The sequence below is a fragment of the Streptomyces sp. NBC_01261 genome (assembly GCF_036226385.1).
Classification (GTDB): domain Bacteria; phylum Actinomycetota; class Actinomycetes; order Streptomycetales; family Streptomycetaceae; genus Streptomyces.
This window is the reverse complement of the sequence record NZ_CP108463.1, coordinates 2,494,441-2,521,024: the sequence shown is the minus strand read 5'-3', so window position 1 is coordinate 2,521,024 and position 26,584 is coordinate 2,494,441. Positions and strand designations below refer to the sequence as shown.

The following is a 26,584-nucleotide window of genomic DNA, read 5'->3' as shown; positions in this document are numbered from 1 at the left end:
GGATGACCGAACTGCTGAGTGGGCTGCGGGTCGACTACACCGACGCCGACGACCCGGTGCTGGTGCGGCCCGACGGCAGCACGGTGGACACCTGGCGGGAGAACTACCCGTACGAACACCGCATGGAGCGCAAGGAGTACGACTGGCACAAGCGGCTCCAGCAGATAGAACTGCTGAAGCTGCAACGCTGGGTCAAGGAGACCGGGCGCCGGCTCGTCATCGTCTGCGAGGGACGCGACGCGGCCGGCAAGGGCGGCACGATCAAACGGTTCACCGAGCACCTGAACCCGCGTGGCGCCCGCGTGGTGGCGCTGGAGAAGCCGAGTGAGCGCGAGAGCGGTCAGTGGTACTTCCAGCGGTACGTCCAGCATCTGCCGACCGCCGGCGAGATCGTGCTGTTCGACCGGTCCTGGTACAACCGGGCGGGCGTGGAGCGTGTGATGGGGTTCTGCTCGGACGACGAGTACCGCCGTTTCATGCGCCAGGCCCCGCTGTTCGAGCGGATGCTGGCGGACGACGGCATCGACCTGATCAAGTTCTGGTTCTCCGTCTCACAAGGTGAACAGCGCACCCGTTTCACCATCCGCCAGGTGGATCCCGTACGGCAGTGGAAGCTCAGCGCGATGGACCTGGAGTCCCTGGACCGCTGGGACGACTACACCGCCGCCAAGGTCGCGATGTTCCGGGAGACCGACACGGAGCACGCGCCCTGGACCGTGGTGAAGAGCAACGACAAGAAGCGGGCCCGGGTCGAGGCCATGCGCAGCGTGCTGGCCCGCTTCGACTACGCCGACAAGGACGAGGAGGTCGTCGGCAGTCCCGATCCGCGCATCGTCGGCGCGGCGGCGAACCTGCTGGAGGAGGGCGAGGACGACACGGCGGCGGTGTTCTAGGGGCAGGACCTGAGCGCCCCGAAGGGGCGCGGGGAACTGCGCGACCAGCCACGACGGCGCGGCAGCAGAAAACGACGGCACATCGCGGGTACAGCCGGCGCGGCGCCTAGTCTCCGTCGCGCGGCACCAGTGTCACCCGGTGGAAGTTGCAGCCGGTCGCGGGCGGGCTCCCGGACGGGGGCCCGCCCGCGTGTGCCTTGAGGGCGACGCTGACCAGGCTCAGCAGCAGGTCGACGTCCGTCTCGCAGTCCAGGTGGACCGTCACCCAGCGGGAGCCCGGGATGATCCGGATCGCCGTCGACTCGCTGAGATCGTGGTGGAACCGGAGGATGGCCCCGACGGTGAGATGCAGGTCCACATCGTGGTCGGAGTGGAAATGCACGATCTCGCTGTGGGCGGACCGCAACGCCCGCCCCGTGCCGCAACTGGCCGGGACCGCGCTGAGGTCGCGCCAGCCTTCCAGTCGCTGCATGGCTCGCTCGGCCAGGGTCATGTCCCCATCGTGGACTGTGCACCGCCTCGCAACCAGAGGTTGAGCGATTCGTAACCGGGGCGTGAGGTACCGCACACCTGCGGAGCATCAGGTGTGCGGTGCGCGAACCGGGTCAACTCCCCTCGGGCACAAGCTTTTCGCAGCCCTTTTCGTAGCCCACCAGCCGTACGCAGGTGGCCACGCCCTCGATGATCTCCTCGATCTCGGAGAGGTCGGGGAAGGAAGGGGCGATACGGATCGTCCGGTCCCTGGGGTCGTCGCGGTACGGGTGCGTGGCGCCCGCCGGAGTCAGGGCGAGACCGGCGTCCGCCGCGCGCCGCACCACCTCGCGGGCACACCCGTCGGGCACGTCGAGGGTGATGAAGTAGCCGCCCCGGGGCGTGGACCAGGATGCGAGACCAGTGCCGCCCAGCCGCTCGGCGAGGATGCGCAGCACGGTGTCGAACTTCGGCCGCAGCAGCTCACGGTGCTTGCGCATGTGCTCGCGCACCCCGTCGGCATCGCGCAGGAACATCGCGTGCCGCAGCTGGTTGACCTTGTCCGGGCCGATGGAACGCTTGGCGCTGTAGCCGCGCAGCCAGGCCACGTTGGCGGGCGACGAACCGAAGAACGCCACGCCCGCACCGCCCAGCGTGATCTTCGAGGTGGACCCGAAGACGAAGACCCGGTCGGGATGCCCGCTCGCGGCACAGGCGCGCAGCAGGTCGGCGATCTCCACCTCCTCGTCGGTGAGGTGGTGCACGGCGTAGGCGTTGTCCCAGAAGACCCGGAAGTCGGGCGCCGCGGTCGGCATGGCGGCGAGCCGCCGTACGGTCGCGTCGCTGTAGCAGGTCCCGTCCGGATTGCTGTACTTGGGCACGCACCAGATGCCCTTCACGGCGGGGTCCTCGGCGACCAGCCGCTCCACCACGTCCATGTCCGGACCCTCGGCGGTCATCGGCACCGGGATCATCTCGATGCCGAACCGCTCGCACAGTGCGAAGTGCCGGTCGTAGCCGGGGACCGGGCACAGGAACGCGACCCGCTCCTCGTCCGCCCAGCGGCGCGCGGCGCCGGGCAGCGTGCCGAGGAGTGCGTGCACCAGGCAGTCGTGCATCAGCTCCAGACTGGAGTTCCCTACGGCGAGCAGCTGATCGGCCGGGACCTGCAGGAACCCGGAGAAGATCTCCCGCAGCTCCAACAGCCCGTCCGCGCCACCGTAGTTGCGGCAGTCCGTGCCGTCGGCGGAGGTGTAGCGGTCGCCGGGCAGCGAGAGCAGTCCGGCGGACAGGTCGAGCTGGCGGGCGGAGGGCTTGCCGCGGGTCAGGTCGAGCTTGAGCCCCTTCGCGAGAAGGGCTTCGTAGTCGCTCCGGGCCGCGTCGAGCAGGGCCGGGAGGGAGTCTGCGGTGTGCGCAGACGGGGAAGGAGGCGTCACGGAAGCCGACGCTACAAAGCCGGAGGTCACACCACAAACGCACAACCCGCCCGCATCCATGACGCCCTGCGCCGGATGTACGGTGATCCGTGCCTGACCAGGCCACACAAGGTTGATGTCGGATTCCCGCCAGCCCCGGTCCGCCCCGTATCGGATGCTGGACGTATGCAGAACGGGATGCACACCGACACGGAGCGCTGTGTGCGCGCGGTCCAGTCCAAGGACGCGCGCTTCGACGGCTGGTTCTTCACGGCCGTCCTGACCACCCGCATCTACTGCCGGCCCAGCTGCCCGGTCGTCCCGCCCAAGCCGGAGAACATGACGTTCTACCCGAGCGCGGCGGCCTGCCAGCAGGCGGGCTTCCGGGCCTGCAAGCGCTGCCGCCCGGACACCAGCCCCGGCTCCCCGGAGTGGAACCAGCGGGCCGACCTGGTGGCCCGCGCCATGCGCCTGATCGCCGACGGAACCGTGGACCGCGAGGGCGTCCCCGGCCTCGCCGCCCGCCTCGGCTACAGCACCCGGCAGATCGAACGCCAACTCCTCGCCGAACTCGGCGCCGGCCCCTTGGCTCTGGCCCGCGCCCAACGCGCCCAGACGGCAAGGCTGTTGATCGAGACGACCGCCCTCCCGATGGCGGAGATCGCCTTCGCCGCAGGCTTCTCCTCGATCCGCACCTTCAACGACACCGTGCGCGACGTCTTCGCCCTCTCCCCGAGCGAACTGCGCAACAGGCGCCCGAAGACAACCGTGTTGACCCCGGGCACCCTCACCCTCCGCCTGCCGTTCCGCGCGCCCCTCAACCCCGACAACCTCTTCGGCCACCTGGCGGCCACCGCCGTACCGGGCGTGGAGGAGTGGCGCGCCGGCGCGTACCGCCGGACACTCCGCCTCCCCTACGGCCACGGCATCGCGTCCCTGACCCCCAAGTCCGACCACATCGCCTGCCGTCTCACGCTCAGCGACCTGCGCGACCTGCCGGTGGCGATCAGCCGCTGCCGCCGCATGCTCGACCTGGACGCCGATCCGGTCGCGGTGGACGACCGGTTGAGGACCGACCCGGTGCTGGCACCGCTGGTGGACAAGGCGCCGGGCCGCCGTGTCCCGCGCACGGTCGACGAGGCGGAGTTCGCCGTACGGGCCGTCCTCGGCCAGCAGGTCTCCACGGCGGCGGCCCGCACCCACGCGGCCCGCCTGGTCACCGCGCACGGGGAACCGGCCGACGACCCCGAGGGCGGCCTGACCCACCTCTTCCCGTCCCCGGAGGCCTTGGCGGCGGTGGACCCGGAATCACTGGCGATGCCCCGCACCCGCCGCACGACGTTCACCACGCTGGTGGGCCAACTGGCGGACGGCACGCTCCACTTGGGGGTCGAGAGCGACTGGACGGAGACCCGCGCCCACCTTCTCTCCCTCCCCGGCTTCGGCCCCTGGACGGCCGACGTCATCGCCATGCGCGCCCTCGGCGACCCCGACGCCTTCCTCCCCACCGACCTCGGAATCCGGCGCGCGGCCCAGGAGTTGGGCCTCCCGTCCACCCCGGCCGCCCTCACCGCCCGCGCGGTGGCCTGGCGACCGTGGCGGGCGTACGCGGTCCAGTACCTGTGGGCGACGGACAACCACCCGATCAACTTCCTGCCGGTATAAGGGCATTCGGACAAGGAAAGCCGAGGTAATGAAGCACCACACGGTGATCGACAGCCCCTACGGCCCGCTGACCCTCGTCGCCGACGACGACGGCGCCCTCCGCGGCCTCTACATGGTCGACCAACGCCACCGCCCCCCGGAGGAGAACTTCGGCACCCCCGACGACACCCCCTTCGCCGAGGCGTCGGCCCAACTGCAGGCGTATTTCGCGGGCGAGTTGAAGGAGTTCACCGTCCGACTGCGCCTGCACGGCACCCCGTTCCAGCAAACGGTCTGGGACCAACTCCGCCGCATCCCCTACGGCGAGACCCGCTCCTACGGTGACCTCGCCGACGCCCTCGGAAACCCGGGCGCCTCCCGCGCGGTGGGCCTCGCCAACGGGAAGAACCCCGTCGGGATCATCGTCCCCTGCCACCGGGTCGTCGGTGCGAACGGCAGCCTCACGGGCTACGGCGGCGGCCTGGACCGCAAGCAGCGGCTGCTGGACTTCGAGAGCGGGGCGGCGCTTTTCTAGCACCGGCACCTCACCTCGCCGATGAACAGGGCCCGGGCGGTCTCCCGGGTTCACTCACCAGCGTGAGCAACCGCCGTACGCATAGCGGCATTTGGCGGATCTCATGCTCGGGTCAATTCACCTGATGGGCGGCATCGCGATTGCTGCCATCGGGCGGCTGATCCACCCGGGTCGGGCACGGAGGAGGTAGTGAACGATGCCTTCACGAAGAGGCAGACCCTTCATATGGACACCGCCTCAGTGGGGCCGGCGCGGGCCGCGGAGAACGAAGGAGGACTGGAACTCGGTGCTCTCTCGTTCAGCCCGTCGACCGTCGACGCCACGGCCGGGGATGCGACCGCGACCCTCGACCGGACCGTGACGGACGGCGACGCGAGCGCCGCCGCCGTCTCGGGCGACGTCTACGTCCGGCAGGTCTCCGCGGACGGTAGCGCTGTGGGACCCGCCTTCGACATCAGCTACGCGCTGAAGCCGGACGGCTCCGCGACGACCGACTCCGAGTCCGGGAACGCCCAGTCGTCCACATACCGCTACGACTTCACCGTCCCGCAGTACGCGGCGCGGACCAGCGCCACGTGGAAGGTCGTCAGGGTCACCGCCTCCGACGACCCCGGCACCCAGCGGGCCGTTGCAGAGCACGGTGACCGACTCCTGATCCCCCAAGTCCCGGAAGCGTGGCGGCCGGACGGTCCGCCACGCTTCTCCCGGACCGCGGTCACGCCTGAACGTCGTGCCCCGCGCTCAGCCGGCGCAGCAGCGCGGGCAGCGCCGTCCCGATCGGCTCCCGTACGACCTCGTCGGCGAGTTCGTCGTACGGCGTCGCCTCGGCGTTGACGATGACGAGCCGGGCCCCGTGGTCGGTGGCGACACCGGCGAGCCCGGCGGCGGGCTGCACCTGGAGGCTGCTCCCGACGGCGATGAACACGTGGCAGGCCTTGGTGATGGCGACGGCCGCGCCGAGCACGACGGGGTCGAGCCGCTCGCCGAAGTAGACGGTCGCGGACTTCAGGATCCCGCCGCACTCCAGGCAGGCGGGATCGTCCTCCCCGGCCGCCACCCGGGCGATGGCGTCCCGCATCGGCCCGCGCACCTGGCACCCCGTGCACACGAACTCCCGCGCGGTGCCGTGCAGTTCGACCACCTTGCGGGCGGGCAGTCCGGCGCGCTGATGCAGTCCGTCGATGTTCTGTGTGATGACCCGCACGGGCACCCCGGACCTCTCCAGCTCCACGACGGCCCGGTGCGCGGCGTTGGGCTCGGCCCGCAACGTCCGGTTCTCACGCCGCATCTGCCAGGACCGGCGCCGGATCTCCGGGTCGCCCATGTAGTACTCGTAGGTGACGAGCTTCTCGGCCTCGGGGTCCTTCCGCCACAGGCCGTTGGGGCCGCGGTAGTCGGGGATTCCGGAGTCCGTCGAGATACCCGCCCCACTGAGAAGGGCGACGAGAGGCTTGCTCATGGTGCCGAGGGTAGGTCGGTGGGGGTGGGGGCGGCGAGTGGATATCGCGGGCTCGGAGCCGGGTGCTGCTGTCCGCGCGTGGCCAAGGTGACCGTCTCGCTCGACGCATCGCTCGTCGTGGAAGTCATGGTGCTCGCGGGCGTGGGCAACCCGCAGGACGCCGTCGAACTCGTCGTCCGCGACTACATCGAGCGCGGCCACCGCACGGAGGCCAGGGCCGAGGCCCGCGACGACGCGCTGCGCGATGTGGATGTGAAACCCCGGGAAGTCGAGAGCTGAGCCTTGGCGCGGGGCGATGGAGGAGGACCAACTTGCCTGCTTGCCAACGGCGTTGGTGACCTCGCCTGCGTCCGTCCTCCCCCCCCGCTTGGCGTCACCACCGTGTCCAGCTGCTCGGCCTCCGCCCGGCCTGCGCCGACGTGCTTCGGGCGAGCGATGCCGCCAACTTGCCCGGCCGCCCTCGGTGTTGTCCACGGCGTCCGCTCCCCGGGCACCTCCGATCGGCGTGAGCCGCGGTGTCCAGTCGCCCAGCCTTCCGCCTGGGCGTCAGCCACCCGCCCAGCCTCATCCGCCCCCGGCTTTCCGCTCGGCGTCAGTCGACCCGCCCCCGGCGCTCGCCCCCGTCAGCCGACCCGCCGCCCGTTCTCCAACTCCGCGGTCCCCGCCCCCGCCTCCAGCACATCCAGGCCGACCAGAACCCGCAGCCCCAACGACCCCGGCAGGTACTCCGTGACTTCCTCGCGCGGGACGAGCCGCCAGGACAACAGCTCCTCCTCCTGGAGTTGGATCGACTTGAGGTCGTTCGCGGTGAGGACTCCGCCGTCGTACAGGTAGGCGACCAACGGCGGGTAGTCCGGGCCGTGGTAGACCCAGTCGACGGCGAGCAGTTGGCCGGGTTCGACGTCGAGGCCGATCTCCTCCAAGGTCTCGCGGCGCGCGCCCTGACGGGGTGTCTCGCCGTCGTCGGACTCGATCGTGCCGCCCGGAAGGGCCCAGCCCTCACGGTAGTTGGGCTCGACGAGGAGGACCTGGCCCTCGGTGTCACGGAAGAGGGCGGCGGCCCCGGCGAGGATGCGGGGGAGACCCGCGAGGTACGTGGCGAAGTCTTGCGTAGTGGTCATCCAGGAAGGGTAACCAGCCCGCGCGGCCGGCTCTCCGGCTCGCTGCCCGGCACCGGGAAGTGACGCACCAGGCTCGACCAGGGCGCCTCCCGCACCGCGAGCCGTACGAACGACACCGCGATGTCACCCGCGAGGGGGTGGTGGCAACGGCGCGGCGAGGACCGGAACTCCACCACCTCGACACGGCCCCTACGGAGTCGCCCGCAACCCATCCACGATGAGGTCCAGAATCCGCCCCGCCCGCGCCTCCCCGCCCCGCGCCGGATCGAGCCGCCACAGCACGCTCAGCTGAAACAGCACGTCCTCCGGATCGAGCCCGGACTTGAGCGACCCGTCGGCGGCTCCCGCCTTCAGGAGTAGGGCGATCGCGGCCACGAAGGGCGCGAAGTACTCGTCGTCGGCGCCGCCGTCGGTCGCCGCGTGGATGACCTCGGCGACGCCGTACTTGAGCCTCCCGTAGTGGGCGACCTCGTCAAACCAGAGGCGTAGGGCCACGAGCGGGGGATGGTCCGCGAGAAGCACCGGCGCGCGGTCGATCAGGTGCTGTATGTCGTGGCGGTACAGCTCCAGGATCAGCGCCTCCCGGGTGGGGAAGTGGCGGTACAGCGTCCCGATGCCGACGCCCGCCTCCTTGGCGATCGCCGTCAGGGACGCGCTGCTCGACGCGGCGATCGCCTCGCGGGCGACGGTCAGGATGCGTTCCCGGTTGTCGAGGGCGTCGCGGCGGGTCGGTTTGGGGTTCACGGGTGCGGGCCGTCCGTCGGGTGTCGGATTGCTAAGCGGAGGGTCCTCCGGTACGTTTGCGGGTGTACCGGAGGGTCCTCCGTTTCGTTCTCCATTCTGGCACATCCCCACCCGACACCGCAGGGAGCACCGTCATGCCCGAACTCGTCCTCGTCACCGGAGGCAGCGGCTACATCGCAGGCTGGTGCGTCGCCGAACTGCTCCGCCGCGGCTACGACGTCCGTACGACCGTCCGCGCCCCGGGCAGGGAACGCGCGGTCTCCGACGCCGTCGCGACCGTCGTCGACCCCGCAGGACGGCTGAGCTTCGCCGTCGCCGACCTCACCGCCGACGAGGGCTGGGACGCCGCGCTCAAGGGCGTCGACCACGTCCTGCACGTCGCCTCCCCGCTCGGCGCCGCCTCGGACGACCCCGAGGCCCTGATCGCCGCGGCCCGTGGCGGAGCGTTGCGCGTTCTGCGCGCGGCCACCGAGGCGGGCGTACGACGCGTCGTGATGACCTCGGCCGCGAACGCCGCGAGCCCCTCGTCGTACGCCTCCGAGGGCGTCACCGACGAGGAGCTGTGGACCGATCCAGACGACCCCACCCTGATCCCGTACCGCCGCTCCAAGACCCTCGCGGAGCGGGCCGCCTGGGACTTCATGGCTGACTACGACGGTCCGACCGAGCTGACCACCGTGCTCCCCGGCGCCGTCTTTGGACCGGTCCTCACCACCGCGAACATGGGCTCCGTCGGCATCATCGCGCGCATGGTGAGCGGCAAGATGCCCGGCGTCCCGCGCATCGGCCTCGAAGTCGTGGACGTCCGCGATCTGGTCGACGTCCACATCCGGGCGATGGAATCACCGCATGCCGTCGGTCAACGCTTCCTGGCCACCGGGGAGTTCGTGTGGATGGAGGACATCGCCCGCACCCTGCGCGACGGCCTCGGCGAGCACGGCCGTAGCGTCTCCACGCGCCGCCTCCCGGACTTCGCCGTCCGCCTCGCGGCCCGCTTCCGGGACCCGTCCCTGCGCGAGATCACCCCCGCGCTCGGCCGCCGCAACCGCCACAGCACGGAGAAGGCCCGCCGCGTCCTCGGCTGGGAACCGCGCCCCGCGCGCGAGGCCGTCCTCGACTGCGCCCGCAGCCTCATCGCGCAGGGCGCCGTCTAGACGTCGGCGGTCTCCGCCAACCGCACGGTCCGCGCGGCCAGTTCACTGATCCGCACCCGGTCGAAGCCGGACACCGCGCTCCGCACGGTGTCCTCCAGCGGGTCCTTCCACTGCTCCGGGATCGCGTCCGCGCCGGTCAGCACCCCGGCCACCGAACCCGCCGTCGCGCCGTTCGAGTCGGTGTCCAGGCCGCCGCGCACGGTCAGCGTGATGGTGCGGGTGAAGTCGCCGTCGCCGTACAGGAGTCCCGCGGTGAGGACGGCCGCGTTCGGGACCGTGTGGATCCAGCCGAGCCCCGCGGTCTCCTCGGACAGTGTGGTGAGCGTGTCCTCCCAGCTCATCCGGGTCTCGTGCAGCGTGAGCACCCGGCGCACGGTCCGCGCGAGACGGCAGCCCGGCGGGATCACCGTCAGCGCCGTGTCCAGCGCGTGCCGCACGGTCGGCGCGGTGAACGCCGCCGAGATGAGGGCGGCGGCCCACATGGCGCCGTAGACACCGTTCCCCGAGTGGGACAACACCGCGTCCCTGCGCGCCAGTTGGGCCGCGCGGCGCGGGGCGCCTGGACCGGTCCAGCCGTAGATGTCGGCGCGGATCAGGGCGCCGATCCACTCCTGGTACGGGTTGTCGTGCGTCGCCGTCAGCGGCGGCTTGAGGCCGTTGGCGAGGTTGCGGTAGGCGGCGCGCTCGGCGGTGAAGGTCTGCAGGTACGGCAGTCTCCGCAGCCACAGTTCGCCGACCTGCTCGGTGCTGAAGCCGAAGCCGTGGGTCTCCAGGAGGTCGAGGCCGAGGATGGCGTAGTCGACGTCGTCGTCACGGCAGCTGCCGTGGATCCGGCCGCGCACGCATCGCCGCCACTCGGGGCGCAGCTCGAAGCCGTCGTGCTCGCTCGGCGGCTCGGGGAGGTAGTCGGTCAGCGGCAGGGCGGCGGCCTGCCGGAGACAGCGGTCGATGCGGTCGCGCGTCCACAGGTGGCCCTGCTCGACCGGCTTGCCGAGCATGTTGCCCGCGATCCGGCCCAGCCAGCCCCCGAGGACGCGGTCCGCGAACGCCGGCTCGGTGCCTACAGGGGTCATACCTCCGGTGTACCCGATTCCGGGCCGGGCAGCGGCACAGGGTCTGCTCAGCCCGGTCCCGGCGTTCGGTCGGGGCATGACGGCGGGGGCGTCCGCCGGTTAAGGTCGCAGCGGCGCGACTGGCCCCTGAACGCGCGGGGGCCTGTAGAGCAAGGGGATCGCAAGGTGGCGAACGCTGCACAGAGGGGCACCCACAGGGTGCTCATCGCCGCGGACAAGTTCAAGGGGTCGCTGACGGCCGTGCAGGTCGCCGAGCGGGTGACGGCCGGGCTGCGCCGGGTCGTACCCGATCTGGACGTGACGGCGATGCCGGTCGCCGACGGCGGCGACGGCACGGTGGACGCGGCCGTCGCGGCGGGCTTCGAGCGACGGGAGATACGGGTCGCCGGGCCCCTCGGCGACGAGGTCACCGCGGCCTTCGCGGTACGCGGCGACACGGCCGTCGTGGAGATGGCCGAGGCGAGCGGGCTGCAACGCCTGCCCAAGGGCGTCTTCGCCCCGCTGACCTCCTCGACGTACGGCTCCGGCGAACTGCTGCGGGCCGCGCTCGACGCGGGTGCCCGCACGATCGTGTTCGGGGTCGGCGGCAGCGCCACGACGGACGGCGGCGCGGGCATGCTCTCCGCACTCGGCGCCCGCTTCCTGGACGCGGAGGGCGAACCGGTGCCCCCGGGCGGTGGCGCCCTGACCGACCTCGCCTCGGCCGACCTCACCGGCCTCGACCCACGCCTCACCTCCGTCGACCTGATCCTCGCGAGCGACGTCGACAACCCGCTCACCGGCCCCAAGGGCGCCCCAGCGGTCTACGGCCCCCAGAAGGGCGCCGCCCCCGACGACGTGGACGCCCTCGACGCGGCCCTCGGCCACTACGCGAAGGTCCTGGAGGAGGCGATCGGCGCCAAGGCCGCCGAGTACGCCGCCGCACCCGGAGCAGGCGCCGCCGGCGGCATCGGCTACGGCGCCCTCCTCCTCGGCGCCCGCTTCCGCCCCGGCATCGAGGTCATGCTCGACGTCCTCGGCTTCGCCGCCGCCCTGGAGGGCGCCACCCTCGTCATCACCGGCGAAGGTTCCCTCGACGAACAGACCCTCCACGGCAAGGCCCCGGCAGGCGTCGCCGCGGCGGCCCGCGCGGAGGACAAGGAGGTCGTCGCCGTCTGCGGCCGCCTCGCCCTCCCACCGCAGTCCCTGGGCCACGCGGGCATCCGCCGCGCCTACCCGCTCACGGCCCTGGAACCGGACGTCGTGAAGTGCATCGCGGAGGCGGGACCGATCCTGGAACGGGTGGCGGAGAACATCGCGCGGGACTTCCTGGTCTGAGGCAGACCCCGAGGAACGTCGAAGGGCCCCGAACCGTGAAGCGGTTCGGGGCCCTTCGACAGCTCTGAAGAACTACGGCAGCTGTGCCGCCCGCGCCTCGCGCCGGTTGCCGCGGAAGTTGTTCACGCGGCGGGCCGTCGCGAACAGCGGGATCACCGCGCCCATGACCAGCTGGAGCGCGCAGCCCGTCTGGAGGAGCAGCTGACCGCCCGGGGCGTCGAACGCCCAGGATGCCAGCAGGCCCATCGACAGGACGATCCAGGCGAGCATCGCGACCGCGAGGCGACCACGCGGCTTCGGGTACTCGACCCGGCTCACCATCAGCCAGGCGGTGCCCAGGATCGCGAGCAGCGTTGCCACGAAGGGCAGTTCGAGCAGCACGATCGAGACCACCGTCAGCGCGCCGAACGGGGAGGGCATGCCCTGGAACATGCCGTTCGGTGGCGTCACGCACGAGAAGCGGGCCAGTCTCAGCACCACCGCCAGCAGCACCACGATCGCCCCGACCGCGGCCACTCTCTGGTGCGCGTCGTCGGCGACCATGCCGTAGACGAGGACGAAGTACGCCGGTGCGAGGCCGAAGCTGATCAGGTCCGACAGGTTGTCCAGCTCCGCGCCCATGGGGGAGGAGCGCAGCTTGCGGGCGACGAGGCCGTCGAAGAGGTCGAAGACCGCCGCGCACAGCATCAGGATGACCGCGGTGGCCGCGCTGTGGCGGGCCATGCCGGTCGACTCGTCGTTGCCCGTCAGGTGCGGGATCAGAATGCCGGTGGTGGTGAAGTACACCGCCATGAAGCCGCAGGTGGCGTTGCCGAGGGTGAGGGTGTCCGCTATTGAGAGGCGGAGAGAAAGAGGCATCTCCTCCTCGTCGTCCACCTCATCGGCCTCGGGCACCCAGCCCGCCTGTGTCTCCGGATCAACCACGGTCAATGCGAGTCACCCCAGCCACGGTCTTCTGGCCGACCTCCACGTCCACCTCGACACCCTCGGGGAGGTAGATGTCGACACGCGAACCGAAGCGGATCAGTCCGATGCGCTCGCCCTGCTCGACCTTCGTGCCCTGCGGAACGTAGGGGACGATGCGGCGGGCGACGGCGCCGGCGATCTGGATCATCTCGATGTCACCGAGCTCGGTGTCGAAGTGCCAGACGACCCGCTCGTTGTTCTCGCTCTCCTTGTTGAACGCGGGAACGAAACCGCCGGGGATGTGCTCGACCGACGTCACCGTGCCGGAGAGCGGCGCGCGGTTGACGTGGACGTTCAGCGGGCTCATGAAGATGGCGACGCGGGTGCGACCGTCCTTCCACGGCATGATGCTCTGCACCACACCGTCGGCGGGAGAGATGACCCGGCCCTGGGTGATCTCGCGCTCGGGGTCGCGGAAGAACCACAGCATGCCCGCCGCGAGCGCGGTGGCGGGTACGGCCACGACCTTGGCGGCGCCGGACTTGCGCGCACGTACCAGGCTGAGGGCTGCGGTGGCGACGGTCGGCAGGAGCCACGGCGATGCTCCGCGCGCGAGGCGTACGCCTGCCAGGCTGTCGCGTGGTGCAGAGGTTTGGCTGTGGGGCATGGATGACCTTCGTAGCGGATGATGCCGCGCTGTAACGGGGGACGGCGGCTTTCCCGGGATCGTACCGGTCGCGGGCCACAACTGGGCAAGCCAGGAAGCCGAGTCGGCGGCTGAGGAGCGTTGACGGGGTGTGATCTTCTTCTCGAAGAAAACACCCCGAAACGGACAATCAGCCCTGGAATCGATACTCTTCGAGCAACCTGCGCCCGATGATCATTTTCTGGATTTCGGCGGTACCTTCGCCGATCAACAGCATCGGAGCCTCGCGGTAGAGGCGTTCGATCTCGTACTCCTTGGAGAAGCCGTACCCGCCGTGGATCCGGAAGGCGTCTTCGACGACCTCCTTGCAGTACTCGGAGGCGAGGTACTTCGCCATCCCTGCCTCAAGGTCGTTTCGTTCCCCGGAGTCCTTTTTGCGTGCCGCATTGACCATCATCGCATGGGCGGCCTCGACCTTGGTAGCCATCTCTGCGAGCTTGAACTGGATCGCCTGGTGCTGGGCGATGGGCTTCCCGAAGGTGTGGCGCTGCTGCGCGTACGAGACGCCCAGCTCGAAGGCACGCTGAGCGACGCCGCAGCCACGCGCCGCCACATTGACGCGGCCCACCTCGACGCCGTCCATCATTTGGTAAAAACCTCGGCCGGTCGCACCGCCGAGGACCCGATCGGCCGGAATGCGCAGGCCGTCCATGATCAACTCGGTGGTGTCGACGCCCTTGTAGCCCATCTTGTCGATCTTCCCGGGGATGGTGAGACCGGGCTGGACCTCACCGAAACCGGGCTCCTTCTCCACCAGGAAGGTCGTCATCGACTTGTGGGGCGCGGTGCCCTCCGGGTGTCCTTCGTCACTTCGCACGAGGACGGCGACGAGTGACGACGTGCCACCGTTCGTCAGCCACATCTTCTGGCCGGTCAGGACGTACTCGTCGCCGTCCTTCACCGCCTTCGACGTGATCGCGGAGACGTCCGAACCGAGCGCCGGCTCCGACATCGAGAACGCGCCCCGGATGTCGCCGGCCGCCATGCGCGGCAGGAAGTGGTCCTTCTGCTCCTGCGTGCCGTGCTGCTTGAGCATGTAGGCCACGATGAAGTGGGTGTTGATGATCCCGGACACCGACATCCACCCGCGCGCGATCTCCTCCACACATAGGGCGTACGTCAACAGGGACTCGCCCAGGCCGCCGTACTCCTCCGGGATCATCAGGCCGAAGAGGCCCAACTCCTTGAGCCCGTCGACGATCTGCTGCGGGTACTCGTCGCGGTGCTCCAGCTCGGTGGCGGCCGGGAGGATCTCCTTGTCCACGAAGTCGCGGACGGTGGACAGGATTTCCCGCTGGATGTCGGTGAGACCGGCGGTCTGGGCGAGTCGCGCCATGGCTACTTCTCCTGCTCCTTGAGCTGGGGGCGGCCGGGCTGCTCGCCGCCGCGCTCCTTGATGTACGTCTCGGTCGGCACCATCACCTTGCGGCGGAACACGCAGACCAGCGTGCCGTCCTGCTTGTAGCCCCTGGTCTCGACGTACACGATCCCGCGGTCGTTCTTCGACTTCGAGGGCGTCTTGTCGAGGACCGTCGTCTCGCCGTAGATCGTGTCCCCGTGGAACGTCGGCGCCACGTGCTTCAGCGACTCGACCTCCAGGTTGGCGATCGCCTTGCCCGACACGTCCGGCACCGACATGCCCAGCAGCAGCGAGTAGATGTAGTTGCCGACCACCACGTTCTTGCCGAAGTCCGTCGTGTTCTCTGCGTAGTTGGCGTCCATGTGGAGCGGGTGGTGATTCATCGTCAGGAGACAGAAGAGGTGGTCGTCGTACTCCGTGACGGTCTTCCCGGGCCAGTGCTTGTAGACCGCGCCGACCTCGAACTCCTCGTAGGTGCGTCCGAACTGCATGGTGCTCAGGCCTCCGGGGCTTCGAACTTGGACGTGCGCTCCATGCCGGCGGCCCGGCCCTTGCCCGAGATGACGAGCGCCATCTTGCGGCTGGCCTCGTCGATCATCTCGTCGCCGAGCATCGCGGAGCCCTTCTTGCCGCCCGCCTCGGACGTGTAGTAGTCGTACGCGTCCAGGATCAACTCGGCGTGGTCGAAGTCCTCCTGGGACGGCGAGAAGATCTCGTTGGACGCCTCGACCTGGCCCGGGTGCAGCACCCACTTGCCGTCGAAGCCGAGCGCGGCGGCGCGCTGGGCGACCGCGCGGTAGCCGTCGATGTTGCGGATCTGGAGGTAAGGGCCGTCGATCGCCTGGAGGTTGTTGGCGCGGGCGGCCATCAGGATCTTCATCAGGATGTAGTGGTAGGCGTCCGCCGGGTAGCCGGGCGGCTGTTCGCCCACGACGAGGGACTTCATGTTGATCGACGCCATGAAGTCGGCGGGACCGAAGATGATCGTCTCGACGCGCTGCGAGGCCTGCGCGATCTCGTTGACGTTGTTGAGTCCCTGCGCGTTCTCGATCTGCGCCTCGATGCCGATCTTGCCGAGCTCGAAGCCCATCGTCTTCTCGATCTGCGTGAGCAACAGATCGAGCGCCACGACCTGTTGGGCGTCCTGCACCTTCGGCAGCATGATGCAGTCGAGGTTCTGCCCCGCGCCCTCGACGACCGTGACGACATCGCGGTACGTCCACTCGGTCGTCCAGTCGTTGACGCGCACGACCCGCGTCTTGCCCGTCCAGTCGCCCTCGTTGAGGAACTTGACGATGGTGTGCCGCGCCTCGGGCTTGGCGAGCGGCGCGCACGCGTCCTCCAGGTCCAGGAACACCTGGTCGGCCGGGAGGCCCTGCGCCTTCTCCAGGAAGCGCGGGTTGCTCCCGGGAACCGCGAGACAGGAGCGCCGCGGGCGAAGCCGGTTGACGGGGGCGGGCGTGGTCATACGGGGACCTCCAGAGGGTCGAGCTTGTTCGCTTTCCGGATCTCGTCGACGATACGGCCGATGATTCCCGTGATGTCGAAGTCCTTCGGGGTGAAGACCGCGGCCACTCCCGCGGCCCTGAGCAGCTCGGCGTCGGCGTTCGGGATGATCCCGCCCGCGATCACCGGGATGTCGGCCGCGCCGGCCTCGCGCAGCCGGTCCAGCACGTCCGGCACCAACTGGGCGTGCGAGCCGGACAGGATGGACAGGCCGACCGCGTGCACGTCCTCGGCGAGGGCCGCGTCCACGATCTGTTCCGGGGTCAGCCGGATGCCCTGGTAGACCACCTCGAAGCCGGCGTCACGCGCGCGTACGGCGATCTGCTCGGCGCCGTTGGAGTGCCCGTCCAGGCCCGGCTTGCCGACCAGGAAGCGCAGCTTCCCGGCGCCCATCTCGCGGGCCGTCACCTCCACCTTGCGGCGCACCTCGGCCATCGCCGAGCCCTCCTCGGCGGGCACCGCGACCGGCGCCGACGAGACGCCCGTGGGCGCCCGGAACTCGCCGAACACCTCGCGCAGGGCCCCGGCCCACTCGCCGGTCGTGACACCGGCGCGGGCGCACTCCAGGGTGGCCTCCATGAGGTTGTCGGTGCCCTTGGCGGCCTCCTTCAGCCGCTCCAGCGCCTTGCACGGGCGCGGATGGTTGAACGGCGGCTGGTAGCGGGTGTCCCGCCAGCGCTGCAACGACTCGACGACGCGCGCCTCGACGGCCGGGTCGACCGTCTGGATCGCGGTGTCGAGGTCGGCGGTGAGCGGATTGGGCTCGGTCGTGTTGAAGATGTTGACGCCGACGATCTTCTCCTGACCGGACTCGATACGGCCCCTGCGCTCCGCGTGCGAGGACACGAGCTGGGACTTGAGATACCCCGACTCGACGGCGGCCATCGCGCCGCCCATCTCCTCGATGCGGTCCATCTCGGCGAGGGACTCCTCGACCAGAGAGGCCACCTTCGCCTCGATGACGTGCGAGCCCTCGAAGATGTCCGCGTACTCCAACAGGTCGCTCTCGTGCGCCAGCACCTGCTGGATGCGCAGCGACCACTGCTGGTCCCAGGGCCGGGGGAGGCCCAACGCCTCGTTCCACGCCGGGAGTTGCACGGCACGCGCGCGTGCGTCCTTCGACAGCGTCACGGCCAGCATCTCCAGCACGATCCGCTGGACGTTGTTCTCCGGCTGCGCCTCCGTCAGGCCCAGGGAGTTGACCTGGACGCCGTAGCGGAAGCGGCGCTGCTTCGGGTTCTCGATGCAGTAGCGCTCGCGGGTGACCTCGTCCCAGATGCGGCCGAAGGCGCGCATCTTGCACATCTCCTCGATGAAGCGGACGCCCGCGTTCACGAAGAAGGAGATGCGGGCGACGACATCGCCCCTGCGGTCCTCGGGGATCTGGCCGGACGCGAACACCGCGTCCAGGACGGCGATCGCGGTGGACATGGCGTACGCGATCTCCTGGACCGGGGTGGCCCCGGCCTCCTGGAGGTGGTAGCTGCAGATGTTGATCGGGTTCCACTTGGGGATGTGGTTCACCGTGTAGCAGATCATGTCGGTCGTCAGCCGGAGCGAGGGAACCGGCGGGAACACGTGCGTGCCCCGCGACAGGTACTCCTTGACGATGTCGTTCTGGGTCGTCCCCTGGAGCAGGGTGATGTCGACGCCCTGCTCCTCGGCGACGACCTGATAGAGCGCCAGCATCCACATGGCCGTGGCGTTGATCGTCATCGAGGTGTTCATCTGGTCCAGGGGGATGTCCTGGAAGAGGCGGCGCATGTCACCGACGTGGGCCACCGGCACGCCGACCCGGCCGACCTCGCCGCGGGCGAGGATGTGGTCGGAGTCGTAGCCGGTCTGCGTCGGCAGGTCGAACGCGACCGACAGACCGGTCTGGCCCTTGGCGAGGTTGCGCCGGTACAGCTCGTTGGACGCCTCGGCCGTGGAGTGACCGGCATAGGTGCGCATGAGCCACGGCCGGTCCTTCTGACGCTCAGTCATCAGCGGACCTCAGATGTTCCGGAAGCGGTTGATGGCGTCGATGTGCTGGGCGCGCTTCTCCTCGTCGTGCACACCGAGGCCCTCCTCGGGGGCGAGGCACAGGACGCCGACCTTGCCCTGGTGGAGGTTGCGGTGGACGTCGTAGGCGGCCTGGCCGGTCTCCTCCAGGGAGTACACCTTGGAGAGCGTCGGGTGGATCTTGCCCTTGGCGACCAGCCGGTTGGCCTCCCAGGCCTCGCGGTAGTTGGCGAAGTGCGAGCCGATGATCCGCTTCAGGGACATCCACAGGTAGCGGTTGTCGTACTCGTGGTTGAACCCGGAGGTCGACGCGCAGGTGACGATCGTGCCGCCCTTGCGGGTGACGTAGACGCTTGCGCCGAAGGTCTCGCGGCCCGGGTGCTCGAAGACGATGTCCACGTCCTCGCCGCCGGTGAGGTCACGGATGCGCTTGCCGAAGCGCTTCCACTCACGGGGGTCCTGGTTGTGCTCGTCGGCCCAGAACTTGTAGTCCTCGGCGGTGCGGTCGATGATCGCCTCGGCGCCCATCGCCCGGCAGATGTCGGCCTTCTGGGGCGAGGAGACGACACAGATGGGGTTGGCGCCGCCCGCGAGCGCGAACTGTGTGGCGTACGAGCCGAGTCCGCCGCTCGCGCCCCAGATCAGGACGTTGTCGCCCTGCTTCATGCCGGCGCCGTTGCGGGAGACCAGCTGCCGGTAGGCGGTGGAGTTCACCAGGCCCGGGGCGGCGGCCTCCTCCCACGACAGGTGACCCGGCTTGGGCATCAGCTGGTTGGACTTGACGAGCGCGATCTCGGCGAGCCCGCCGAAGTTGGTCTCGAAGCCCCAGATCCGCTGCTCGGGGTCGAGCATCGTGTCGTTGTGCCCGTCGCTCGACTCCAGCTCCACGCTCAGGCAGTGCGCGACGACCTCGTCACCGGGCTTCCAGGCGTTCACGCCGGGGCCGGTGCGCAGGACGACGCCCGCGAGGTCGGAGCCGATGATGTGGTATGGCAGGTCGTGCCGCTTGGTGAGTTCGCTGAGCTTGCCGTAGCGCTCCAGGAAGCCGAACGTCGACAGCGGCTCGAAGATCGAGGTCCACACGGAGTTGTAGTTGACCGAGGAGGCCATCACGGCCACCAGGGCCTCGCCCGGGCCCAGTTCGGGCACCGGGACGTCGTCCAGGTGGATCGACTTGCGGGGGTCCTTGTCGCGGGTGGTGAGGCCCGCGAACATGTCCGTCTCGTCCTTGTGCACGGTGATCGCGCGGTACGACTCGGGGAGCGGCAGGGCGGCGAAATCGGCCGGCGTCGAGTCCGGCGACTGGATCGCGTCCAGGATGTCCTTCACGGTCACGGTGTTGCCTCCGGCGAAGTGCGCCCTGAGGGAGGGGCGTCGATGGTTACGTCGGTGCTGCTGCTGAGGGTGGGTGCTGAGGTGCCGTCGGTTCGGCGGGTGGTGCTTCGGCAGCGCTTGGTGGCGCGGGAGGTTGCCTGTGACGCAGGCGTCCGGGCGCGCAGCCCAGTGGCGGGTTACGGGGACAGCCGACGTACGAATGGTCTCTGCACGCCGGCCGCCCGGACACCTTCAACGTATGACACTGCGTGTCACCCCGCAAGGCACCGAGTGCCATGAATTGCTCTCAGGTGAAATCTTTACGTAACAAATGAGCGATGATCGATCGAACGGGGTCTGAAAGGTGCGTGAAAAGGGGCTCTGACATGCCAAAACGGCCACCCCGTGGGGTGGCCGTCATCACAGCGGGGCTGAGGGCTCAGCGGTCCCGCAGTGCCTCTTCGATGGTCCGCATGACCTCGTCCAGCGGGGCGTCGGTGCGGGCGACCGTCACCAGGACCTCGCCCTGCTGATGCACCATCGCGGTGGCCGGCTTGGGGGTCGCGGTGCGGCCGGCGCCGATGCCGCTGCCGAACGTCTTCCGTACGATCCCGAAGGCGTGGTCGAGCTGTGCCTCGACGTCGCCCTGGCCGCCGGCCCGCAGCCAACGCCGCAGCACGTGGTTGTGGGCGGTGACCACCGCCGAGGCGGCGACCTCGGCGAGCAGTGGGTCGTCGTTGGCGTCGTCGTCGTGCGCGTGCTCGTCGAAGTGGCCCAGGAGATAGCGCGTGAACAGCCGCTCGTAGCGGGCCACCGATGCGATCTCGGCCTCGCGCAGGGTGGGCACCTCGCGCGTCAGCTTGTAGCGGGCGACCGAGATCTCCGGCTGGGCCGCGTACATGCGCATGACTTCCTTGATGCCCCGGCACACCGTGTCGAGCGGGTGCTCGTGCGCGGGGGCGGCATTGAGTACCGCCTCGGCCCGGATCAGGGTGTCGTCGTGGTCGGGAAAGATCGCCTCTTCCTTGGAGCGGAAGTGGCGGAAGAACGTCCGGCGCGCGACCCCGGCCGCGGCCGCGATCTCGTCGACGGTGGTCGCCTCGTACCCCTTGGTCGCGAACAGCTCCATCGCCGCCGCCGCCAACTCGCGCCGCATCTTGAGGCGCTGGGCGGCGGCACGACTGCCCGCGGCACTCTCCGGTGCGTCGGGCGTGGCAGGTGTACGGGAGGGCTTGGCGGGCTGGGGCATGACCCGAACGTACTGCATGTGCGCAGCCCGGCGCGCACGTCCGGGGTTTCCCCCGCCCGCTGTGGGCAGGGGTTCTCCGGTGGGATCGAGCAGCCCGCCCCAGTCGCCGTCGGCCGCGAACGGCTCGCCGGGATGCCCAGGGGGCGTCTCGTGGATCCGGCCGTGGTCGCGGGTTGGAAGGTGCCGCTCCTCGGAATCGGCCTGATCCACGAGTCGGCCCCTAGCGGCGGGCGTATTCGCGGAAGCCGCGGCCCGTCTTGCGGCCGAGGCAGCCCGCGGCCACCAGGTGCTCCAGGAGCGGTGCCGGAGCGAGGCCCGGGTCGCGGAACTCGCGGTGCAGGACCTTCTCGATCGCCAGGGAGACATCGAGCCCGACGACGTCCAACAGCTCGAAGGGGCCCATCGGGTAGCCGCCGCCCAGCTTCATCGCGGCATCGATGTCGTCAAGAGACGCGTAGTGCTCCTGCACCATCTTGATCGCGTTGTTGAGGTACGGGAAAAGCAGTGCGTTGACGATGAATCCAGCCCGGTCACCACAGTCGACCGCATGCTTCTTGATCTTGACGCAGACCTCGTGCACCGTTGATTGGACGTCGGCATCCGTCAACACCGTACGGACGACCTCGACCAGCTTCATCGCCGGTGCGGGGTTGAAGAAGTGCATGCCGATCACGTCCTGCGGACGCGAGGTGGCGCGGGCGCACGCGACGACCGGGAGTGACGAGGTCGTGGTGGCCAGGACCGCGCCCGGCTTGCAGACCTTGTCCAGCGTCGCGAACAGCTGCCGCTTGATCTCCAGGTCCTCGGCGACCGCCTCGACGGCCAGATCGACGTCGGCGAAGGAGTCGTAGGAGCCCGCCGGAGTGATCCGCTCCAGGGTCTGCGCGGCGGCCTCGGCGGTCATCCGCCCCCGGTCGACGGAGCGCGAAAGCGACGTGCCGATACGGGACTTGGCGACCTGCGCCTTCTCCTCGCTGCGCGCGGCGAGCACCACGTCGTACCCGGCCTTGGCGAAGACCTCGGCGATACCGGACGCCATGGTCCCGGAACCGGCGACCCCGACCGAGCGGACCGTACGACCCGGGGTGAGCCGCGCGCCCTCCACCGGGGTCAGCGTGTCCCGCACGACCGTCGCGCTGCCCGGAGTCTCGTACGAGTAGAAGCCGCGGCCCGTCTTACGGCCGGTCAGGCCCGCCTCGCTGAGCTGTTTCAGGATCGGCGCGGGGGCGTGCAGACGGTCGTGGGACTCGGCGTACATGGCCTCCAGGACCGTGCGCGCGGTGTCGACGCCGATGAGGTCGAGGAGCGCGAGCGGGCCCATGGGGAGCCCGCAGCCGAGCCGCATCGCGGCGTCGATGTCCTCGCGGGAGGCGTACTTCGCCTCGTACATCGCGGCCGCCTGGTTGAGGTAGCCGAACAGCAGCCCGTCCGCGACGAACCCGGGCCGGTCGCCGACCGCGACGGGCTCCTTGCCCAGCTCGATCGCGAGCTCGGTGACGGCGGTGACGGCGGCGGGCGCGGTCAGCACCGAGGAGACGACCTCGACCAGCTTCATCGCCGGCGCCGGGTTGAAGAAGTGCAGCCCCAACACCCGCTCCGGGCGGGCCGAATCGGCCGCCAGCCGGGTCACGGAGAGGGCGTTCGTGCCGGTCGCGAGGATGGTGTCGGGGCGCACGACCCCGTCCAGCTCGCGGAAGATCTGGTGCTTGATCTCGTACGACTCCGGGGCCACCTCGATGACCAGGTCGGCGTCGGCCGCGGCGCTCAGATCGGTGGAGGTGCGGACGCGGGCCAGGGCGTCGGTGCGCTCCTGCTCGGTCAGCCGGCCGCGCCGCACGGCGTGGGCGGTCGCGGTCTCCAGCGCGGCGACGGCGTGGGCGGTCGCGGCCTCGCTGACGTCGATGCCGACGACCTCGCGGCCGGCCCGGGCGAGGACCTCGGTGATACCGGTGCCCATCGTGCCGAGACCGACGACGGCAATGGTCTTGAACGGGGACAGGGGAGCGTCGGACAGGGGAGCTGCCATCGCGGGACTCCTGGAATGAGGGTGACGACTGGAAGCGCACGGAGTGCGGGTGATACAGGGCAACGAGCGCACAGGCCCGGCGAGAAGAGGGAGTTCCGACCGGCCCTGTCCCAGGCCTGGTCGTACCGCGGTACACGAGGTACCGAACCGACTGCACTCACGGCGGCTGCGTCACCAGGCCGCCGTAAGGAGATACACGAGTGGTAACTCGCTCACCTGAGCTTAACCGGTGAGTAACGAGCGCGCCAGCCCCCGAGTTTGTGATGTACGTCCCGGGCTTCCTGCGACACCCATAGGCTCGGTTTCATGGACGAAGAGTTGCGATCACTCACGGAGCGCTTACGGCAGGAGTCGGGAGGAGCGGTGCCGTACGAGCGACTCGTGGCGACCGGCGACCTCGACGAACTGGCGGAGGTCCTCACCGCCCCCGGTCATCCGCTGTGGGCAAGGGAGTTGGCCGCGTTCCGCCTGGGCCTCGCCGGCGACCGGCGTGCCTTCGAGTCCTTGGTCCTCCTCCTCAACCACCGCGAACCACAGCGCTGTGCCTCCGCCGCGCACGCCCTGGCCCGCCTCGACGACCCCCGCACCGCCCGCGCTGCGGCCGCCCTCGCCACCAACGAACTCCGCGTCGCCTACGCCCTGCAGCCCGTCCGCCTCCTGGCCGACCTCCACGCCCCCGAGTCGGTCCCCGCCCTCATCACCACCCTCCAGCGCCGTCTCCGCCCGCACGACCCGTACCGCCGCGTGGCCCTGGCCTGCGTCGAGGGCCTCGGTGAACTGGCCGACCCGCGCGCCAGACCGGTACTGAACGACGCGCTCGCCCACCCGGCACTGGCGGAGGCGGCGGTGCACGCGCTGGGGCGGATTCCCCGGCAGCGGTGAGCCGTCGGCCCGGTGTTCCGCTCAGCCCCTCAATTCCCTGACGTACCGCAGCTCGGGCACCGCGACTCCCTCCACCTCGTACGGCTCCTCCGTGCCGTCGGCCCGGAACCCCGCGCGCTCGTAGAAGCGGCGGGCGCGGGCGTTGCCCCGGACGACCCAGAGGTGGACGCGGTCGTGGCCGCGGGCCGCGCACTCACGTAGGGACTCCTGCATGAGGGCCCGGCCGACGCCGGTGCTCACGTACTGGGGGTCGAGATAGATGGCGTACAACTCGGCCTCTCCGGTGCGGGGTTCACCGTCGCGGTACGGTCCGATCGCGGCCCAGCCGATGAGTTCCGCACCCCGGGTCGCGACCAGGTTCACCACGCTGCCGTCGTCCCGCGCGAAACGGGCCCGGCGGCGTTCCGCGTCGGCCTTCGCACTGAGGGTGTCGAGGAAGGGCTGCGGCATGAGGCCCCGGTACGCGAACTGCCAGCCCAGGACGCGGATTTCGGAGACGCGGTCGCAGTCGGCGAGGGTCATCGGGCGGATCCGCGGGGGCTCGGCGTCGTCCATGACGTCACCATACGGACGCGCCGACCGCGCCCGCCTCCCAATTGGCCGCGCCTGCCCCCGAATTACTCGGCTTGCTGGGATCGCTCGGCTTGTTCGGCGATCACCGCGAACGCCTCGATCTCCATCAGGAACTCCGGTCGCACCAGAGCGGCGACCTGGACGGCCGAGGCGGCGGGGAGCCGGTCGTCGGGTATGTGTGCCGCGCGGGCCGTGCGGATGGCCGGCATGTGGGCCATGTCCGTGACGAAGTAGGTCAGTTTGACCACGTCGTCGAAGGTGGCGCCCGCCGAGGCGAGGCAGCGGCGGAGGTTCTCGAAGACCTGGCGGGCCTGGGCCGCCGGATCGCCCTCGCCGACGAGCTTGCCGTCCTCGTCCAGGGCGAGTTGGCCGGAGATCGCGACGAAGCGGCCGGTGCCCGTCACGACGTGCGTGTAGGCCGTCGCGGGGGCGACGCCGTCGGGGGCGGGAATCCTCGTCAGCTCACTCATGCGTCCATGGTGGACCATGGGTCTGACAACGAGGATTCCCGCCCCCGAGGGACAGTCGGACGGGACTCAGCCGCGGAAGCCCAGCAGGCCGTGCAGCGTCGAACCGTGTGCCGTGCTCGTCGCCGCCTTCGCCGTGGTCAGTGGCTGGGGGTCCGGCGTCTTCTGGCACACCGCGTCGACCTCGCGGCCACTGCGCGGCACCTTGCCGTCGGTCAGGTACGTCGCCAGGTACTTGTCCAGGCAGGCGTTCCCGCTCAGCGTGATGCCGTGGTTCCCGCCGCCCTGCTCGACCACGAAACTCGAACCGGCCAGCATCTGGTGGACCGTCGCGCCGCCCTCGTACGGAGTGGCCGCGTCGTTCGTCGCCTGGAACAGCAGCACCGGCGGCAGCTTGCCGTTGGCGATGTTGATCGGCTGCTCCGACTTCGTCGGCCAGAACGCGCACGGCGCGTTGTACCAGGCGTTGTTCCACACCATGAACGGCGCCTTGTCGTAGGCCGCCCAGTTGTCCTTGCGCCACTGGTTCCAGTCGCGCGGCCAGGACGCGTCACGGCACTGCACCGACGTGTAGACGCTGTACCCGTTGTCCCCGGAGGCGTCGATCGCGGCGAAGTTCTCGTACGTCTCGACCAACGGATCGGCGTTCTTGTCGTTCACGTACGCCGCGAACGCCTCGGCCAGATAAGGCCAGTAGCCGTTGTAGTAGCCGCCCGGGATGAAGGTGTCCTCCAGCTCGGAGGCGCCCACCTTCCCGCCCGCCGGCTTCTTCGCGAGGGCCTTCCGCATCGCGTACCACTTGGCCTCGATCTTGGCCGGGTCGGTGCCGAGCTTGTACGTCGCGTTGTACTTGGCGATCCACGCCATGAGCGCCTGCTGGCGGTCGTTGAAGGCGTAGTCCTGGCCGAGGTTGTCGTCGTACCAGACACCGGTGGGATCGACGATGGAGTCGAGGACCAGGCGGCGCACGCGCTCCGGGTAGAGCTTCGCGTACACGGCGCCCAGGTAGGTGCCGTACGAGTAACCGAAGTAGTTGATCTTCTTCGCGCCGAGCGCCGCCCGGATCGAGTCCATGTCCCGCACGGCGCTGATCGTGTCGATGTACGGCAGCACGCTCGCGTACTTCTTGCCGCAGGCGGCGGCATAGGCCTTCACACGCGTGAGGTTGGCTTTTTCCAGCGCCGGGGTGCTCGGCACCGAGTCGGGGCGCACCGGGTTGAAGTAGCCGGGCTCGCAGTCGAGGGCGGGGGTGCTCCTGCCGACGCCGCGCGGGTCGAAGCCGACGACGTCGTACTGGGACGCCACCGCCTTGGGCAGCGAGGACGCGACGAAGCCCGCGAGGGTCAGCCCGCTGCCGCCCGGGCCGCCGGGGTTGACCAGCAGCGGTCCCTGGTACGTCTTCGCGGTGTGCGGGACGCGGGACAGGGCGAGCGAGATCTGCTTGCCGTGCGGGTTCGCGTGGTCCAGGGGCACCTTGACGCTTGAGCACTGGAGCGTCGGATAGTCCGTGGTGGCACAGCTCTTCCAGCTGAGCTTCGCCGTCTGGACGGTGGTGGTGGGACGCGCGGTGCTCGCGTCGGCGGGGAGAGCGGTGACCGTCCCGGCCACGACGACGGCGGCACCGCACAGTACGGCTGCGCGTTTTCTCATACGTCCTCCCAGGACGGAGAGGCGGCGGACAGCGGGTTTCGCGGTCCGTCCTCGCCGCATAGTCCCGAAAACTCGGGGCGGAAGAACCTGTTCAGCCGATACTTGACCCAATTGG

General features: G+C 69.9%; 25 protein-coding genes. 7 read left to right on the top strand and 18 right to left on the bottom strand.

Features of this window, described 5'->3' with window-relative positions; translation table 11 throughout:
- Positions 1-2 precede the first annotated feature (2 nt).
- A complete protein-coding gene (gene ppk2 / locus OG226_RS11000) occupies positions 3-893 on the top strand; it encodes a polyphosphate kinase 2 (RefSeq protein ID WP_328676789.1) in 891 nt (296 codons plus the stop codon).
- 106 nt (positions 894-999) lie between these two features.
- Here the strand turns inward: ppk2 and OG226_RS10995 are convergent, their stop codons facing one another.
- Both OG226_RS10995 and OG226_RS10990 read right to left on the bottom strand, forming a co-directional pair.
- On the bottom strand, positions 1,000-1,386 hold the full coding sequence (locus tag OG226_RS10995; RefSeq protein WP_327400211.1) for a luciferase domain-containing protein: 387 nt from the start codon (positions 1,384-1,386) through the stop codon (positions 1,000-1,002).
- A gap of 112 nt (positions 1,387-1,498) precedes the next feature.
- A complete protein-coding gene (locus OG226_RS10990) occupies positions 1,499-2,800 on the bottom strand; it encodes an aminotransferase class I/II-fold pyridoxal phosphate-dependent enzyme (protein WP_329348743.1) in 1,302 nt (433 codons plus the stop codon).
- A gap of 177 nt (positions 2,801-2,977) precedes the next feature.
- Between OG226_RS10990 and OG226_RS10985 the strand changes: the two genes are divergently transcribed.
- Both OG226_RS10985 and OG226_RS10980 read left to right on the top strand, forming a co-directional pair.
- Positions 2,978-4,444 carry an AlkA N-terminal domain-containing protein gene (locus OG226_RS10985; protein WP_329353364.1) on the top strand — a complete coding sequence of 489 codons (1,467 nt, stop codon included), beginning with the start codon at positions 2,978-2,980 and terminating at the stop codon, positions 4,442-4,444.
- Positions 4,445-4,472: 28 nt separating this feature from the next.
- Positions 4,473-4,958, top strand: coding sequence for a methylated-DNA--[protein]-cysteine S-methyltransferase (locus OG226_RS10980; protein WP_328676781.1), 486 nt, complete (start codon positions 4,473-4,475; stop codon positions 4,956-4,958).
- A gap of 715 nt (positions 4,959-5,673) precedes the next feature.
- Here OG226_RS10980 and OG226_RS10975 read toward each other — a convergent pair.
- Positions 5,674-6,417, bottom strand: a complete 744-nt coding sequence (locus OG226_RS10975; protein WP_329348742.1) for a Sir2 family NAD-dependent protein deacetylase — start codon at positions 6,415-6,417, stop codon at positions 5,674-5,676.
- A gap of 78 nt (positions 6,418-6,495) precedes the next feature.
- On the opposite strand from OG226_RS10975, the gene OG226_RS10970 reads away from it, so the two are divergent.
- The gene (locus OG226_RS10970; RefSeq protein ID WP_328676777.1) at positions 6,496-6,696 is read left to right on the top strand and encodes a DUF2191 domain-containing protein; all 201 of its coding nucleotides are present in this window, start codon (positions 6,496-6,498) and stop codon (positions 6,694-6,696) included.
- A gap of 344 nt (positions 6,697-7,040) precedes the next feature.
- Here OG226_RS10970 and OG226_RS10965 read toward each other — a convergent pair whose 3' ends face one another.
- The gene (locus OG226_RS10965) at positions 7,041-7,538 is read right to left on the bottom strand and encodes an NUDIX hydrolase (protein WP_328676775.1); all 498 of its coding nucleotides are present in this window, start codon (positions 7,536-7,538) and stop codon (positions 7,041-7,043) included.
- Between the two features lie 189 nt (positions 7,539-7,727).
- Positions 7,728-8,282 carry a TetR/AcrR family transcriptional regulator gene (locus OG226_RS10960; protein ID WP_329348741.1) on the bottom strand — a complete coding sequence of 185 codons (555 nt, stop codon included), beginning with the start codon at positions 8,280-8,282 and terminating at the stop codon, positions 7,728-7,730.
- Between the two features lie 134 nt (positions 8,283-8,416).
- Here OG226_RS10960 and OG226_RS10955 point away from each other — a divergent pair, with 134 nt between their 5' ends.
- Positions 8,417-9,436, top strand: coding sequence for an NAD-dependent epimerase/dehydratase family protein (locus OG226_RS10955; RefSeq protein WP_329348740.1), 1,020 nt, complete (start codon positions 8,417-8,419; stop codon positions 9,434-9,436).
- On the opposite strand, the gene OG226_RS10950 is transcribed toward OG226_RS10955, so the two are convergent.
- Positions 9,433-10,509, bottom strand: a complete 1,077-nt coding sequence (locus OG226_RS10950; protein WP_329348739.1) for an ADP-ribosylglycohydrolase family protein — start codon at positions 10,507-10,509, stop codon at positions 9,433-9,435. The two genes, OG226_RS10955 and OG226_RS10950, sit on opposite strands and share 4 nt — an antisense overlap.
- A 198-nt stretch (positions 10,510-10,707) precedes the next feature.
- Here OG226_RS10950 and OG226_RS10945 point away from each other — a divergent pair, with 198 nt between their 5' ends.
- On the top strand, positions 10,708-11,826 hold the full coding sequence (locus tag OG226_RS10945; RefSeq protein ID WP_328686283.1) for a glycerate kinase: 1,119 nt from the start codon (positions 10,708-10,710) through the stop codon (positions 11,824-11,826).
- 72 nt (positions 11,827-11,898) lie between these two features.
- On the opposite strand, the gene pssA is transcribed toward OG226_RS10945, so the two are convergent.
- The 9 genes from pssA to OG226_RS10900 all read right to left on the bottom strand — a co-directional run bounded on the left by pssA (position 11,899) and on the right by OG226_RS10900 (position 22,897).
- The gene (gene pssA, locus OG226_RS10940) at positions 11,899-12,720 is read right to left on the bottom strand and encodes a CDP-diacylglycerol--serine O-phosphatidyltransferase (protein WP_019062931.1); all 822 of its coding nucleotides are present in this window, start codon (positions 12,718-12,720) and stop codon (positions 11,899-11,901) included.
- A gap of 22 nt (positions 12,721-12,742) precedes the next feature.
- Positions 12,743-13,399: a phosphatidylserine decarboxylase gene (locus OG226_RS10935; RefSeq protein ID WP_200688558.1), complete on the bottom strand. Its 657-nt coding sequence runs from the start codon at positions 13,397-13,399 to the stop codon at positions 12,743-12,745.
- 169 nt (positions 13,400-13,568) lie between these two features.
- Complete coding sequence (locus OG226_RS10930) at positions 13,569-14,774, bottom strand: acyl-CoA dehydrogenase family protein (protein ID WP_329348738.1); 1,206 nt, start codon at positions 14,772-14,774, stop codon at positions 13,569-13,571.
- A 2-nt stretch (positions 14,775-14,776) separates the two neighbouring features.
- Entirely contained in the window at positions 14,777-15,289 is a 513-nt protein-coding gene (locus tag OG226_RS10925) for a MaoC family dehydratase (protein WP_328676761.1), read from the bottom strand.
- Between the two features lie 5 nt (positions 15,290-15,294).
- Entirely contained in the window at positions 15,295-16,266 is a 972-nt protein-coding gene (locus OG226_RS10920) for an HpcH/HpaI aldolase/citrate lyase family protein (protein ID WP_328676760.1), read from the bottom strand.
- Positions 16,263-18,290, bottom strand: coding sequence for a protein meaA (locus tag OG226_RS10915; protein ID WP_329348737.1), 2,028 nt, complete (start codon positions 18,288-18,290; stop codon positions 16,263-16,265). The genes OG226_RS10920 and OG226_RS10915 overlap by 4 nt, the downstream gene beginning before the upstream one ends.
- 9 nt (positions 18,291-18,299) lie before the next feature.
- Positions 18,300-19,637: a crotonyl-CoA carboxylase/reductase gene (gene ccrA, locus OG226_RS10910; RefSeq protein ID WP_329353361.1), complete on the bottom strand. Its 1,338-nt coding sequence runs from the start codon at positions 19,635-19,637 to the stop codon at positions 18,300-18,302.
- A 424-nt stretch (positions 19,638-20,061) separates the two neighbouring features.
- Positions 20,062-20,889 carry a TetR family transcriptional regulator gene (locus OG226_RS10905; RefSeq protein WP_329353360.1) on the bottom strand — a complete coding sequence of 276 codons (828 nt, stop codon included), beginning with the start codon at positions 20,887-20,889 and terminating at the stop codon, positions 20,062-20,064.
- Between the two features lie 202 nt (positions 20,890-21,091).
- Entirely contained in the window at positions 21,092-22,897 is a 1,806-nt protein-coding gene (locus OG226_RS10900) for a 3-hydroxyacyl-CoA dehydrogenase family protein (protein ID WP_329348736.1), read from the bottom strand.
- A gap of 306 nt (positions 22,898-23,203) precedes the next feature.
- On the opposite strand from OG226_RS10900, the gene OG226_RS10895 reads away from it, so the two are divergent.
- Positions 23,204-23,779, top strand: a complete 576-nt coding sequence (locus OG226_RS10895) for an adenylosuccinate lyase (RefSeq protein WP_329348735.1) — start codon at positions 23,204-23,206, stop codon at positions 23,777-23,779.
- Positions 23,780-23,800: 21 nt separating this feature from the next.
- On the opposite strand, the gene OG226_RS10890 is transcribed toward OG226_RS10895, so the two are convergent.
- The 3 genes from OG226_RS10890 to OG226_RS10880 form a co-directional block, all read right to left on the bottom strand.
- A complete protein-coding gene (locus OG226_RS10890; protein WP_329348734.1) occupies positions 23,801-24,334 on the bottom strand; it encodes a GNAT family N-acetyltransferase in 534 nt (177 codons plus the stop codon).
- Positions 24,335-24,396: 62 nt separating this feature from the next.
- Positions 24,397-24,822, bottom strand: coding sequence for a RidA family protein (locus tag OG226_RS10885; protein WP_328676755.1), 426 nt, complete (start codon positions 24,820-24,822; stop codon positions 24,397-24,399).
- 66 nt (positions 24,823-24,888) lie between these two features.
- Positions 24,889-26,469: an alpha/beta hydrolase gene (locus OG226_RS10880; protein ID WP_329348733.1), complete on the bottom strand. Its 1,581-nt coding sequence runs from the start codon at positions 26,467-26,469 to the stop codon at positions 24,889-24,891.
- Between the last annotated feature and the right edge of the window lie 115 nt (positions 26,470-26,584).

Bases quoted from the DNA above. Each gene is read 5' to 3' on its own strand.
- OG226_RS10965 (WP_328676775.1), bottom strand. From the start codon at position 7,538: ATGACCACTACGCAAGACTTCGCCACGTACCTCGCGGGTCTCCCCCGC.
- OG226_RS10985 (WP_329353364.1), top strand. From the start codon at position 2,978: ATGCACACCGACACGGAGCGCTGTGTGCGCGCGGTCCAGTCCAAGGAC.
- OG226_RS10885 (WP_328676755.1), bottom strand. From the start codon at position 24,822: ATGAGTGAGCTGACGAGGATTCCCGCCCCCGACGGCGTCGCCCCCGCG.
- OG226_RS10920 (WP_328676760.1), bottom strand. From the start codon at position 16,266: ATGACCACGCCCGCCCCCGTCAACCGGCTTCGCCCGCGGCGCTCCTGT.
- OG226_RS10880 (WP_329348733.1), bottom strand. From the start codon at position 26,469: ATGAGAAAACGCGCAGCCGTACTGTGCGGTGCCGCCGTCGTCGTGGCC.
- OG226_RS10995 (WP_327400211.1), bottom strand. From the start codon at position 1,386: ATGACCCTGGCCGAGCGAGCCATGCAGCGACTGGAAGGCTGGCGCGAC.
- OG226_RS10975 (WP_329348742.1), bottom strand. From the start codon at position 6,417: ATGAGCAAGCCTCTCGTCGCCCTTCTCAGTGGGGCGGGTATCTCGACG.
- OG226_RS10955 (WP_329348740.1), top strand. From the start codon at position 8,417: ATGCCCGAACTCGTCCTCGTCACCGGAGGCAGCGGCTACATCGCAGGC.
- OG226_RS10905 (WP_329353360.1), bottom strand. From the start codon at position 20,889: ATGCAGTACGTTCGGGTCATGCCCCAGCCCGCCAAGCCCTCCCGTACA.
- OG226_RS10890 (WP_329348734.1), bottom strand. From the start codon at position 24,334: ATGGACGACGCCGAGCCCCCGCGGATCCGCCCGATGACCCTCGCCGAC.
- OG226_RS10925 (WP_328676761.1), bottom strand. From the start codon at position 15,289: ATGCAGTTCGGACGCACCTACGAGGAGTTCGAGGTCGGCGCGGTCTAC.
- OG226_RS10980 (WP_328676781.1), top strand. From the start codon at position 4,473: ATGAAGCACCACACGGTGATCGACAGCCCCTACGGCCCGCTGACCCTC.
- OG226_RS10935 (WP_200688558.1), bottom strand. From the start codon at position 13,399: ATGCCCCACAGCCAAACCTCTGCACCACGCGACAGCCTGGCAGGCGTA.
- ppk2 (WP_328676789.1), top strand. From the start codon at position 3: ATGACCGAACTGCTGAGTGGGCTGCGGGTCGACTACACCGACGCCGAC.
- OG226_RS10950 (WP_329348739.1), bottom strand. From the start codon at position 10,509: ATGACCCCTGTAGGCACCGAGCCGGCGTTCGCGGACCGCGTCCTCGGG.
- OG226_RS10900 (WP_329348736.1), bottom strand. From the start codon at position 22,897: ATGGCAGCTCCCCTGTCCGACGCTCCCCTGTCCCCGTTCAAGACCATT.
- OG226_RS10895 (WP_329348735.1), top strand. From the start codon at position 23,204: ATGGACGAAGAGTTGCGATCACTCACGGAGCGCTTACGGCAGGAGTCG.
- OG226_RS10930 (WP_329348738.1), bottom strand. From the start codon at position 14,774: ATGGCGCGACTCGCCCAGACCGCCGGTCTCACCGACATCCAGCGGGAA.
- OG226_RS10915 (WP_329348737.1), bottom strand. From the start codon at position 18,290: ATGACTGAGCGTCAGAAGGACCGGCCGTGGCTCATGCGCACCTATGCC.